This window comes from Serratia sp. T13T92 (assembly GCF_047530105.1).
GTDB classification, from domain to species: domain Bacteria; phylum Pseudomonadota; class Gammaproteobacteria; order Enterobacterales; family Enterobacteriaceae; genus Chania; species Chania fonticola.
Map to the genome: position 1 here is coordinate 110,089 of NZ_JBLJAK010000002.1, position 12,940 is coordinate 123,028.

General features: G+C 53.8%; 12 protein-coding genes. 2 read left to right on the forward strand and 10 right to left on the reverse strand.

Annotation, left to right across the window (positions count from 1 at the left end; genetic code table 11):
* Positions 1-25 precede the first annotated feature (25 nt).
* Positions 26-370: an iron-sulfur cluster insertion protein ErpA gene (erpA, locus tag ACMV5I_RS04165; RefSeq protein WP_021179368.1), complete on the reverse strand. Its 345-nt coding sequence runs from the start codon at positions 368-370 to the stop codon at positions 26-28.
* Positions 371-459: 89 nt separating this feature from the next.
* Positions 460-1,887, reverse strand: a complete 1,428-nt coding sequence (clcA, locus tag ACMV5I_RS04170) for a H(+)/Cl(-) exchange transporter ClcA (protein WP_141131147.1) — start codon at positions 1,885-1,887, stop codon at positions 460-462.
* A gap of 177 nt (positions 1,888-2,064) precedes the next feature.
* Between clcA and hemL the strand changes: the two genes are divergently transcribed.
* Positions 2,065-3,354: a glutamate-1-semialdehyde 2,1-aminomutase gene (gene hemL, locus ACMV5I_RS04175; protein ID WP_024483481.1), complete on the forward strand. Its 1,290-nt coding sequence runs from the start codon at positions 2,065-2,067 to the stop codon at positions 3,352-3,354.
* A gap of 37 nt (positions 3,355-3,391) precedes the next feature.
* On the opposite strand, the gene ampE is transcribed toward hemL, so the two are convergent.
* Together ampE and ACMV5I_RS04185 are read right to left on the reverse strand one after the other, a co-directional pair.
* Positions 3,392-4,246, reverse strand: a complete 855-nt coding sequence (ampE, locus tag ACMV5I_RS04180) for a beta-lactamase regulator AmpE (protein ID WP_024483482.1) — start codon at positions 4,244-4,246, stop codon at positions 3,392-3,394.
* A gap of 355 nt (positions 4,247-4,601) precedes the next feature.
* Complete coding sequence (locus ACMV5I_RS04185; RefSeq protein WP_121608725.1) at positions 4,602-4,970, reverse strand: hypothetical protein; 369 nt, start codon at positions 4,968-4,970, stop codon at positions 4,602-4,604.
* 429 nt (positions 4,971-5,399) lie between these two features.
* Between ACMV5I_RS04185 and nadC the strand changes: the two genes are divergently transcribed.
* Entirely contained in the window at positions 5,400-6,290 is an 891-nt protein-coding gene (gene nadC / locus ACMV5I_RS04190) for a carboxylating nicotinate-nucleotide diphosphorylase (protein WP_414823745.1), read from the forward strand.
* Between the two features lie 109 nt (positions 6,291-6,399).
* On the opposite strand, the gene ACMV5I_RS04195 is transcribed toward nadC, so the two are convergent.
* The 6 genes from ACMV5I_RS04195 to ACMV5I_RS04220 form a co-directional block, all read right to left on the reverse strand.
* Positions 6,400-7,083, reverse strand: a complete 684-nt coding sequence (locus ACMV5I_RS04195; protein ID WP_414823746.1) for a helix-turn-helix transcriptional regulator — start codon at positions 7,081-7,083, stop codon at positions 6,400-6,402.
* On the reverse strand, positions 7,080-7,781 hold the full coding sequence (locus ACMV5I_RS04200; protein ID WP_098928785.1) for a helix-turn-helix transcriptional regulator: 702 nt from the start codon (positions 7,779-7,781) through the stop codon (positions 7,080-7,082). Before ACMV5I_RS04200 ends, ACMV5I_RS04195 begins: the two co-directional genes overlap by 4 nt.
* 9 nt (positions 7,782-7,790) lie before the next feature.
* Positions 7,791-8,483, reverse strand: a complete 693-nt coding sequence (locus tag ACMV5I_RS04205; protein ID WP_080660661.1) for a response regulator transcription factor — start codon at positions 8,481-8,483, stop codon at positions 7,791-7,793.
* Positions 8,484-8,658: 175 nt separating this feature from the next.
* Positions 8,659-9,186, reverse strand: coding sequence for a fimbrial protein (locus ACMV5I_RS04210; protein WP_414823747.1), 528 nt, complete (start codon positions 9,184-9,186; stop codon positions 8,659-8,661).
* Positions 9,187-9,258: 72 nt separating this feature from the next.
* Positions 9,259-10,290: a fimbrial protein gene (locus tag ACMV5I_RS04215; RefSeq protein ID WP_414823748.1), complete on the reverse strand. Its 1,032-nt coding sequence runs from the start codon at positions 10,288-10,290 to the stop codon at positions 9,259-9,261.
* Positions 10,291-10,296: 6 nt separating this feature from the next.
* A complete protein-coding gene (locus tag ACMV5I_RS04220) occupies positions 10,297-12,864 on the reverse strand; it encodes a fimbria/pilus outer membrane usher protein (RefSeq protein WP_414823749.1) in 2,568 nt (855 codons plus the stop codon).
* Between the last annotated feature and the right edge of the window lie 76 nt (positions 12,865-12,940).

The following is a 12,940-nucleotide window of genomic DNA, read 5'->3' on the forward strand; positions in this document are numbered from 1 at the left end:
AGGCGGGTTTTTTAACGGCGGCAGATCAGATACTGAATGAAGAACCGCAGCCACAGGTGGTTTTGGCATTCGGGTTAGTCACGATAAAGCGTGAACCTTCCAACCCTTCGGTGTAATCCACCGCGCCGCCAACCAGATATTGCAGGCTCATCGGATCAACCACCAGCGCAACGCCCTGTTTCTCGATGGTCATATCGCCGTCGTTGATCTTGTCATCAAACGTGAAGCCGTACTGGAATCCACTGCAGCCGCCACCGGTAATGTAAACCCGCAACTTCAGGTTTGGATTCTCTTCGTCAGCAATCAGGAATTTCACCTTGCTTGCTGCTGCCTCGGTAAATTGCAGGGGCAGTGCTGTTTCATCACTCATACTCGTTACTCCCAACAGTGTTTCACATCAGGCGACGACGACGGTAACCTGATTAATGGCGCTGATTATCTAATACCTGAGTGTTGCGTTCAAGTATTCACCGCATTTGTTGTATTTTCTTTACCTGTTTTCTCGGCCAATTCCTGCTGCTGCTTTTGTAAGGTGCGGGCTAAAATGGCGGAATACAATGGCTTACCGCCCATAAACTGCGCCACCAAGGTCGCGCCGAGGCAGGTGATGATCATCGGCAAAATCAGCTGATAGTTATCGGTCATTTCCAATACCAGCACAATACCGGTTAACGGGGCACGCACGGTAGCGGCAAACAGCGCCCCCATGCCCGCAATAGCAAAGGTGCCAGCCTCAAGTCCGTATTCAGGGAACAGGTGACCGCTGAACAGGCCAAAAGCGGTGCCTAGCAGCGTCCCCAAGGCAAGCATCGGCGCAAAAATACCACCCGGTGCGCCTGAGCCGAAGCATAACAGCGTGGTGATCACCCGTGCGATAAAGATAAACAGCAGCATGCCTACGCTGTAATTGCCCGCCGCCGCGATCGGGATCAAGGCCGAACCGCCACCCGCTGCTGCTGGCTCGATCAGCCCAAGCACGCCACAAACGCCCCCTAGCAGGGCACCAATCAGCAGGATCTTGCTCATCTTGCCGCCATGGAAACGGGCAAACATATCCTGCGTACGAAACACCAGTGCGTTAAACATCACCCCTACCGCGCCAAACACCGTCCCCAACACCAGGTACAACCACAGCGTATTGAGCGGTGCCGAAGCAAGTTTACCCACCTCGATCAGCGGACTTTCACCATTAAAAATGCGAAAGACAATGCTCGACATAATCACGCCGATAAACACCGCCTTGATGGAGATAAGGTTGTAACGAAACTGCGGCCGCATCTCTTCGATAACGAACAAGATCCCCGCCAGAGGGGCGTTGAACGCGGCGGAGAGACCAGCAGCGGCACCGGTGGCCAGCATGGAGTGGCGCGCTTCCGCACTGCGCATACGGAAAATATCCAGCACCATTCGCCCGGCATTGGCCCCCATCTGTACCGTCGGCCCTTCACGCCCTAGCACCATGCCAGCGCCGAGCGTCCCCATACCGCCGATAAATTTCACCGGGATGACCCGCCACCAGCGCACCGGGCGTAACTCTTCCAGTGCCCCTTCGATCTCCGGGATCCCTGAACCACCCGCCTCTGGCGCAAAACGTTTGACAAGATAAAAGCCAAAAGCGGCCAGCACGGCAGACAAAATAAACGCCAGCGGCCACACCAGGAACCAGGAGTTGGCGACAGAGGCCAGGCCCGACAGCCGCTGCTGTTGCACCCACTCCACCGCTTTATCAAAAGCGACGCCCAACAATCCCGCCAACGTCCCTACCACCGCCGCCATGATCAGGATGACAACCGGCGTTTTATCCTGGCGAATAAACTGACGGACCCTATAGTTGCGTGTCAGGCGCACGCCTGAAGCCGCAGGAGGCTGTTGCTGTAATTCAGTCATAGTGAGTTCATTATTGAATTGAAAAATCAGACTAATAGCGATGTAAGCTATTCTAGCTCAGTCGTTGTCTTACCGCCCCCTCAAAATAGGTATCGGTCTATGATCGTTTCATAACTCCGTACTCTCCACTAGAATAGCGCGGTCAAATCATTCAAAAGCAAACCCAGGAGCCGGTTTATGAGCTTACACAGTAAGTCCGAAAGTCTGTACGCCCAGGCGCAACAGCTGATCCCAGGCGGAGTCAACTCCCCAGTGCGTGCATTCACCGGTGTAGGCGGTACCCCGTTGTTTATCGAACGTGCCGACGGTGCCTATCTGTTTGATGCCGATGGTAAAGCCTATATCGATTATGTCGGTTCCTGGGGCCCGATGGTGCTGGGCCATAACCATCCGGCGATCCGCAATGCAGTGATCGAGGCGGCACAGCGCGGCCTGAGCTTCGGCGCACCTACTGAGATGGAAGTGAAAATGGCCGAGTTGGTGACCAATCTGGTCCCAACCATGGATATGGTGCGTATGGTGAACTCCGGTACCGAAGCCACCATGAGTGCCATTCGTCTGGCTCGGGGTTACACCAACCGCGACAAGATCATCAAGTTTGAAGGCTGCTACCACGGCCACGCCGACTGCCTGTTGGTGAAAGCCGGTTCCGGCGCACTGACGCTGGGCCAGCCGAACTCACCGGGCGTGCCGGCAGACTTCGCCAAGCACACGCTGACCTGTACCTATAACGATCTCGACTCCGTGCGTACCGCATTCGAGCAGTACCCTTCAGAGATCGCCTGCATCATCGTTGAGCCGGTCGCGGGCAACATGAACTGCATTCCACCGCTGCCAGACTTCCTGCCGGGCCTGCGCGCCCTGTGTGACAAGTATGGCGCGCTGTTGATCATTGACGAAGTGATGACCGGTTTCCGCGTCGCGCTGGCCGGTGCTCAGTCTTATTACGATGTGGTACCAGACCTGACCTGCCTGGGCAAAATTATCGGTGGAGGGATGCCAGTGGGGGCCTTCGGTGGCCGCCGTGAAGTGATGGCCGCACTGGCACCTACCGGGCCGGTGTATCAGGCTGGTACGCTGTCTGGCAACCCGATTGCCATGGCCGCCGGTTTCGCCTGCCTGACCGAGGTTTCCCAGGTTGGCATTCACCAGACCTTGACCGAACTGACCAACAAGCTGGCAGAAGGCCTATTGGCGGCGGCCAAGGCAGAGAATATTCCTTTTGTCGTCAACCATGTAGGCGGCATGTTCGGGCTGTTCTTTACCGATGCGCCGACGGTCACCTGCTATCAGGACGTGATGGGTTGCGATGTCGAGCGCTTCAAGCGCTTCTTCCATCTGATGTTGGATGAGGGGGTTTATCTGGCCCCGTCGGCGTTCGAGGCTGGCTTTATGTCTGTCGCACACAGCGACGAAGATATTCAGCGCACCGTCGATGCCGCGCGCCGCTGCTTCGCCAAGCTGTAATCTTCTGGCGGGCGCCACTCGGCGCCCGCCGTTACCTTCAGAGCAAGGTACCGTAAATCGTCAATATCGCCACGACCACCACCACAATCAGGGTCACTTTACGCGCTAACGTTACCGCTGCACGCGGCGTCTGAACCGGGTCCATATGCGGTTCACGGGCCAGAGAGAACTGCGCCAAACGCGTCAACACCTGGTACTGCGGAGTATGACGATCCCCCAGCGAAGCAAACCACGCGGGCAGTGCCCTTTCACCATGCCCAATCAGCGCATACGCCACCCCAGCCAGACGAACCGGGATCCAGTCCAACACATGCAGCAGGAAGTCGATCCCCGTTTGTGAGCGTTGCAGCGGTGAATGATGCCGTGCCAGCCAGGTTTGGTAGGCCCGCAGAAAAGCATAGCCTGCCAGAGCGAGCGGCCCGTATGGCCCGCACACCGCAAACCAGAACAGCGGTGCCAGATAGTAACGATAGTTAATCCACACCAAAGCGTTTTGCAGTTCACGCAAGCGCTCTGCCTCGCTGCAATCCACCGGTAAACCGTGGATCAGCGCCAGCTCTTCCGCCATCTGATCGCTGGCGTGGGTATCGCCCTGCCGTGCGGCCTGCAAATAGGCCCGATAATGTTTGCGTGTGATCCCGGCCCCAACGCACAGCAGACCAATCACAATCCACAGCAGTAGCGCCACAACGCCGAAGAACAGGCCCTGGGCCAACCACAGGATGCCCCAGACGATAAACATCCAGACCAGGGTCATTGCCAACGTTTGTGCCAAAGAAAACCGATGCAGCCGCTGAAACACCACTTCTAAACGATGATCCAACTGCCAATGCTCACCCAGTTTAAACAGGCGTTCCCACGCCAAAACCAGTAACAGCGTAAACAGCGTCATTAGCTAATCCTCTCCTTCTGTCTGTTCCCCAGCATAATGCTTGCGGTGGTACGAGTGCCAGCAGCAGAGTAGCATGTTTACGAGAAGTGAATTTAATGCATTGATAATAAATGGATTTGTTACCTGCGCCGCCACATCAAGCACTGTCCCCGGCAGTCGCGGCCTGTTGATGTCAGTCAGTACAAAAAATTATCTTAACGTACACTCTTTTTCGTTTCTCAAAGGTAGTCCTAAAATAACGCGGTGAATGGCCTATATCCAGCATCTTATTAATACTGAATATAGGCCTGATTACCCTATGATGAAAACGTTATAGGTTAAAAAACACGTTCGTCACCATTGGCCTTCAATAATATTAAGGCTCCAACGCTTCCGTATATTCAGACACACTCACTCTAATTGCTGAGTATTGGAAAGTATTCACGGAAAGAGGGTAATTCGAGGGATCACTGAATGGCTCTTTATACCTTACCACAGAGTAACCGAAGGAATCGGGAACGATCACTTCTGTGGCACTTTGACTTGTCTGATAGTATTGCCCATCGGATAAATCCTTAAATGCGAACTGGTAGGTAGTATTTCTCTGGAGCAACCCATTATCATCGACACTACGATCATCATTGGTCATCCAACCGCCTGTTAGACGAACATAAGTATTATCAATGGTATCGCCAACTTCGGCTTTATACAGTCGATAGAGAACATTTAACGGTAATTTTTTCATATTAAATCCTCGTAATACACCTGTAGTGTAAGTTATAAGTTATAAGTTATAAGTTATAAGTTATAAGTTATAAGTTATTGCAAAATTCTATTGATGATTTTATTTACCCAGCAGAATACTGTCTGGATAAACAGTATGCCAAATAATGAAAGGTTGAGATATTCAATGCGGTTGTGTTGGCGGTAGCACATCTTGCAGCATGGCTAAGGTGGCACGCCGTAGGGGCGCATGCCGCGCCCGTGTTAAGGTCAGATGTGGGAGTAAAATTGTGGCACATGCAGTCCCCGCTCACTAAAGCAGAAGGTTAGGGTGAGGGGGATTACAGCATCATTAACCTATTGATATTATGTAAAATTAGTGGCTGGCACGGGGCTATAAAACAGAGTAGCATGTGCACTCACCGCTTATAGCCCATTTCCGGAGTTTGCCATGCCAACCCGTCGCTACAGTGCCGACAGCCGCCGTACCGCGCTTCTCGAACGTATTGCCAATGATGTCCCTGCCGCCGTCGCCCAGGCGCTGAGCGAAGATCTGGGGGGCACCGTGGATACCGAGCGCGATATCACCGCACAACTGCTACCCGCAGATAAGCAGGCCAATGCCACGGTGATCACCCGTGAACCCGGCGTTTTCTGTGGCCGCCGCTGGTTGGAAGAGGTGTTTATCCAACTGGGTGGACAGGTGAAGATCGAGTGGTTGGTGGAAGATGGCGATAAGCTGGTGCCCAACCAGCCGCTATGCCACCTGAGCGGCCCTGCGCGTATATTGCTGACGGGCGAACGTACCGCGCTGAACTTTGTGCAAACGCTATCCGGCGTGGCCTCGGCGGTAAACCGCTATGTCGAACTGCTGCAAGGCACACAAACCCGGCTGCTGGATACCCGCAAGACACTGCCCGGCCTGCGCACCGCGCTGAAATATGCCGTGCTGTGCGGCGGTGGCAGCAATCACCGTCTCGGTCTCTCGGATGCTTTCCTGATCAAGGAAAACCATATCATTGCTTCTGGTTCGATCAAGAACGCGGTAGAGAAAGCCTTCTGGCTGCATGCCGACGTGCCGGTAGAGGTGGAGGTCGAATCGCTGGATGAGCTGCAACAGGCATTGGATGCCGGTGCCGATATTGTGATGCTGGATAATTTCAGCGTCGAGATGATGCGTGATGCCGTTGCCCTGGCCCAGGGACGCACGCAGTTGGAAGTCTCCGGCAATGTCACCGATCAAACCCTGCGCGAGTTTGCCGAAACCGGGGTGGATTATATCTCTGTCGGGGCGCTGACCAAACACGTTACCGCGCTCGATCTATCAATGCGTTTTAACTGAGCCTGTTATTGGCAACGCCTCTTCCTGGGGCGTTGTACCTTATGTGAGAGCCACTCACACAGCATCTCCCTATCTACCAATGCGGATTCAAGCGAACACGTTGATAAACTCAGTAATAATACCAAAGGCTTGGGGTCAGTTCCCCGACCATCTGGACTCCGTCATGGGGCAGCCAACTGTCGGTAAAGACGCTTTGTATCGCGATCAGTTGGGCATAGTGGCGGATCCCCAGCTTGTGCATGGCTATGCCCTTCTGTGTGGAGATGGTTTTGATACTGCGCTTCGTCAGCGCGGCAATTTCGGCGGGAGTCATCCCCTGTATCAGGTACTCGACCACTTGCCGCTCACCCATAGACAACGTTTCCTCATCACACCCCGGTAAAGTGCAGCCAGCCCGGCTATCCTCCCCCAACAGAATCTGACGCAATTGCGCATGCCATAAGACTAACGGTTGCCCCAGATCCACGATATGCCTCACCCCCAGACGGCGCAACCGAGTCACCAGATAAGGAATGGGGTCATCCAGAATAACCATCAGCGCGACGCCGGGAAAAGAGATACGCGCCTGCTGAATAAAGCGCAAGGCTAGCAATAAGTCTGCCTGTTGCCCAACGTGCAATGACATCACCAGCACATCCACCGGCTGTTCATCCAGATACCATTGTGCTTCAGCGGCTTTCTGGCAGTGCCAGACCCGCGATAGCGAATGGGTGTTGAGCAACGCCCAAATCCCAGCCTGAAAGAAACGGCACGGTGAAACTACTGCCACGCGGTACCGCTTCTGGTTAATCATGTCGTTACATACCAGGGGGAATTCGGCGTGTTGTAGGGCGTGTCGCTGACCTGACTGCGTAAATGCTGGAACAGTTCCGCATCATTGCGAACCCCCAACTTGCGCATGCTATTGCACTTATGTGCGCTGATGGTTTTGACACTGCGATGCAGTAAATCAGCCACGTCAGAAACGCTCATTCCTTGCTGCAAGTACTCCAGTACCTTATGTTCCGCCTGCGTCAACACCACCAAACTGTCCTGCACTTGCGCAGGAGTGGCACTGTGCAGCAGGTACATGGCCATACTGGGGCTACAAACCTTGGCACCGGTCAGAGCCTGTGCCATATCACGGCGAGTCTGCTCCTGCGACTCCTGGCGGGCAAGCAGGCTGATGTGCGGCCGGAGATTCAAACGCGTCAACAACGCAATGTCCCGGCAATAGGTGCACACCACAATACGCAGCGCGGGCGCACGTTCAGAGAGCATCAGCAACTGTTGCGTGTCGCGGGCAATCTCCTGCGGCGAGCCACTGAGCACCACCGCCAACAGGTCAATTTGTGGCGGCGCCCATTGCGCCAGCAATTGCTCAAGCGAAGAGACCATCACCACCAGATGCATAGGGGGATCAAGGTTCTGAATAAAATGTGCCATCCCTGCCTGAAGCAAGGGTATAGGGGCAACAACGGCCAGTTTGACAACCGATAAAGGCGTATTCATGAGCGACTCCTAGATCAGTAATCCATTACGCGCTAGATAATCTCCACGAGTATAGAGATCGCTATCACTATGGAAGCCGAGCTTAATCATGGCACGGCGTTTATGGGTGCTGATGGTGCGCACATCCCGAGCTAGCACCCGCGCCGTGTCGGTCACGGTTCTGCCAGCAAACAGGCACTCCAGTACGTCCATCTCACGTCCGGTTAGCGATAATGACGGCGCACCATTACCAATCAGGTTCACCGCTGACGGGCTAAGACTGGACAACCCCGCCATCGCGCAGAGGACGCCTTGTGTCAGTGATGACAAGGGATCCTGTTTAAGGTAGATACCGCTGACCCTCAACGTTCTCAACTGTGCAAGCAGGTGCGGTTCCTGCAAAGAGGTGGCAACGATAAGCGGCACCCGTGCCCAGTACTGGCGTAAATGGCTAATCATTCGCAGCCCCTCCAATACCGATTCACCTTCGCCACACAGCTCGGTGATCACTACATCCACCTTGCCTTGCTGCATCGCCACTGGCAGATCGCACACCTTTTCTACGTGCACACAATCCATGACCTGAAACTGTGGTGGCTGGAATGCAGAGCAGATCCCGGCACGCGTTATCGGGCAAGCATCCATGAGCAATACCCGGTCGATGCGGCATGCCGTCTGCATTTTCGGTAGGGGTGTGTTGTTCCATACGGTTGATGTCATCATGATAATAGTTCCGTTATTAATGACTCAGCTTGTCCTGATAGGTGCTGGCACCCAAAATAGACTTGGGTGCCGATGTTAAAGCTTGCTACGCCAATACACACAGCGGCCAGGGAAACCAACGCCGGCCGTCTAAACTTGACCGTGTTTTACCCGCCGCGATAACTGACTTGGCTCATCAGTTATAGGTAAAGTCGACTGACATTACCGAAGCAATATTACCCGGCGTAACCGCCCCTTTGGCATAAGCACTGGCTCTCAATGCAAATGTTGCCGAGGTTCCTACCACCGTCGAATCCATGGTAGATCCTGGGTTTTGCAGGGCATTCGGAGCCACATCCTGTTTAACTTCTACCGCCACGTTATCTGCCATACCCGTACCGCTGGTCGTCGCGTAGCGCCCGCCAGCCGCAGCGTCCGCCGTGCCGCTAAATGTTGCGGTAACTTTGCTGGTTGTCGTCGGACAGTCCTTCACTACCAGCTTGAATGGCACCGCCGTGGAGGTGTTTCCTGCCGTCGCCAGGTCCTTCGCCTGAATACTGGTCCCCAGATTGACGTTCAAATCTGAGTTGGTGGTATCTACCGTGCAGGGCGAAGCCACTACGACACCGGTAATATTGACTTGAGTTGGAGCTGCCACAACCTGATGAACACCAGCCCCCAAAACCAATAAGGCCAGCAGCGTACGTTGAGTTTGTTTTTTCATGATGTTTCCTTACTGTTCCCGTCTATATTCCAGGCAGGGAATTCCTGCCTGATTTCCTTGAGTTAAAAAAACTTAATTAATTTCTGCATTAATGGTGGCCACGGCATTAAACCGTCCCAGCGCCGGGGTATTACCCGTCACATTCATTGGTGCCAGCGTCATAGAACTGGTACCAGTTTGTGAAGAATAGTCGAAGGTGACAGGCAGATTTCCATTGATCGGCGACACGATATTATTGTTTGCGTCGCGTACCCGAACCCCGATATCAGTATTATCGTAGGACTTCAATGCGGTTGGATCTCCACTCGCGGGCTCTCCACTAAAGGATAAGCTGACGACAACACCGTTAGAAATATTGTTACAGGCCAGCGTCATATTAACGACTTTAGGGGTAAATCCATTGGCAATGTCACCCTTGGTTTTGATGTCATTTGACATGATATTATCGAAATTGACATTAATGACCTGCCCGGCATTAATTTCACAAGATTGTGGTACCGTTACCGATCCGCTCATATAGACAGACGACATCGGCATCCCGCCATAGGAGCCACTGACTTTTGTACCATAAAGGTCCAGGATCTTAGTGTTTGGGATGACGACCTGCCCCACAAATGGCCGGGTAAAGTATAAAGACACATAGCCATTAGCACCGGATATCCAGTTGGTTACACCCGAACAGGCGCTGACAAAATTATTGCCCTCGTCTTTGAATGGGGTGGCTACGTGTTCCCCCCTGAGCCCTCCAATCCATAATTCAGTAGCCACTTCCAGATATTTATTTAATGAATAAAAATGTAATCCATCAAAGTCCCGCGTAGCTGTCAGATTGCTAGGTACCACTGTCCTATAGTAGGTTATGGCCGGAGTGGTACAATCACAGTTGGCAGCGTAATTCGCCGCTAAATTCCACTGGTAGGTTTGATGAAAATACATGCCAGCCTTGTTGTCCGCTGGATTGTCGTACTGTTTGACAAAGGGGAAGTTATATATCTTCGTGCCGCCTACCGTGGTACACCACCCGGTTGCCGCAAAGCTGGATACGGAAAACAGGCACAGCAGGCCGCCCAATGTAAATTTAACTAACCTGATTAACTTCATCATCGTTCCTTACCGGCACTGCGCATTCAGCATCTGAATGCCAGCACTTTCCGTTGTCTGTTTTGTCAGTGAGTAACTCACCTGACACTGTTGGTCTGAACCGCTGCCCCACTTCACATTCAGGCTGCCACTGTCCGCCATCCCGGTCAGGTAAACCTGGCCACCGTCCCCGACGATAAATCCCTGTGCAGTTTTCTGTGCCGGATCGCTCACCGTGGCACCGAACGGTACCGGTGCGCCGCCCTGGCGTAACAGAGTCATCAGTATTCGCTGGCCCACGTTGGCCTGGAAGTTGGCTCGAACTACAGCACCACGGGTTGGCACCACGTTCTGAGAGGTCAACTCCACCTCAACGTCATCCGCCATAGTCTCGGTATTCAACTGCACCTGATTTTTGCGATAAGGGCTGACGTACGGCACGATGGCATAACCACGCCAGTCGGTTTTAACCCCGGTCTGGTTGTTAACCCCCGTGCCACCGGCTCCTGGTGCTTTCACCAGCGCAATGGTTTCCCCCAACGGCTGACCGAAGGTCACCCCGTCCTGGTGCGCTATAATGCCGCCCTGCAGGCCGTAGTTCAGTCGTTGACTGTTGCGATCGTAGGCATAACCCGCCAACACTTCCCCATAGGTACCGCGATAGTCGGCATTCAGGTTGCCGCCGTTGCCGATGCCCTTGTTGCCATAGCTTTGCTGTACGCCCCAACTCAGGTTGTTGTCCGCTAACGCCGTGCCGTTCAGGCCGACGGAGTTGTTGGTAGAACCCTTCTGGCTGGTGTTCAAGTTGTAGCTGGCATAAGTCCTGCTCAACCAACGATCCAGCGGCATGCTGACGTTAAGCGCAAAGATCTGATCGCGGTCATAAATGGCGCCACTGCTGTTGCCACTGGCCGTCGAGTTTTCGTTATAGCTGTAGCTCAACCCGTAGCTGATACCGTTCCAGCTGTTGTTATAGCCGACACCAATCGAGCGTAAGGTACGATCGCTGTTCCAGTAGTCTTCGCTGACCCAGTTTAATGACAGGGTTCCCGCCGCATCTCCCAGGTTCTGGCTGATGGTCAACTCGCTGCGGTTGCGCTTGCGGTCGGTGAGCCGGTAACTACTACCGTCACGGTAGGTGTCCAATACTTCCTGCAAACTGTAGTAGCCCGCGGTTGAGTAACGGTATCCGGCAATCGAGAAGTTGGTACCCGTCTGTACGAGGTTCTTGCTGTAACGAACTCGCCATGATTGGCCATCGGTTTTAGGTTGGTCTTGCATCGTAGACCATGCCTGGGTCACGTCTGCCGATATGGCACCGATGTCACCCATGTTCTTGCCCAGCCCCAAGGCCACAGACTGGTACTTACTGGCAAACTGGCCACCGCCGTAGGCGGTAAAACCATTGGACAGACCATAAATCGCTGTGCCCTGGCTAAACAGGGTCTTGTCTATGCTGTTGTCATAAGAACGGTACTGCCCGCTGGTGACTGAGTACTTCAAACGACCTTGACGCTGCAGCACGGGCAGCGAGGCAAACGGCACCACAATCTGCTGTTGGCTACCGTCGGCTTCCCTAATGGTCACCAGCAAGTCACCGCTGCCCCCAGTAGGGAACATATCGTTGATTTCAAACGCACCTGGCGCCACGTAGGTCTGGTAAATCACATAACCGTTCTGGCGGATAGTCACCTGCGCATTGGTTCGTGCAATACCCCGAACCATTGGCGCATAGCCCTTCAGGCTGTCCGGTATCATTTCGTCGTCCGAGGCCAACTGCCCACCACGGAACGGTACGCTGTCGAACACGTCCGAAGGCGAACTGCTATCCCCCAGCGTCATCTGACTTTTCAGCGCGATAATGTCACGCTGGGCATAGGTATAGATGGTGTCCCATTTATCCTGGCCGTCACTGCTTCGGCTCCAGGTCGTGTAGTTACGCAACCGCCACGCCCCGAGGTTGACACCTGGCCGCAGGTTGACGAACTGGCTGTTGCTGTCTTGGTTATTACCATTACGTGCATAAGTGTTGGCTCCGCTCATGCTGTAGTTGAGCAGCAATGCCGGGATACCTTGATCCCATTGGCTTTCAGGAACGTAACCACGCGCTTTCTGTGAGAGGGCTGCCTGAGGAATACTGATCAGTAATTGCTGTTCGCTGAAACGGAACTTGGCGCTGGCCTGGGGAATGGCACTGATGTTGGCGCATTGTGACTTGGCATCACCGAGCCCTGGGAATAAATCGGTTTTCACCCCCAAGGCATTAAGTTGCTCTACGCTCAGACAAGGTTGCAGATGCTCTTTGCCATCAGCCCCTTTTTGCATACTGAACGTCACATCCCGTGTGTCCTGCTGCTCGTTATTGAGATAGATATCGACCCGATAGGTGCCTGGTGCCTGACCTATGCCTTCTTCAAAAACCGTTAAATCTGTCGCGCCCTGGTTTGGGTTATCCATTTGCAGCAGTGCAGGGTTAAAATAGTCACGCGCCTGTACGCTAAAGGATAGGGTTCCCATCAATGCCAACTGGGTAGCGATCAAATACGCCAACCGACTGACGCGCGGCGAGTGCCCGGCCTGGCTTTTATAATTATTCATCCGTTTGACTCCATTGCCTACAGGGTGAAACTACCCCTGTGTCCTGTGCCCCACGGCCTGTGGGGATCCCTGCTCA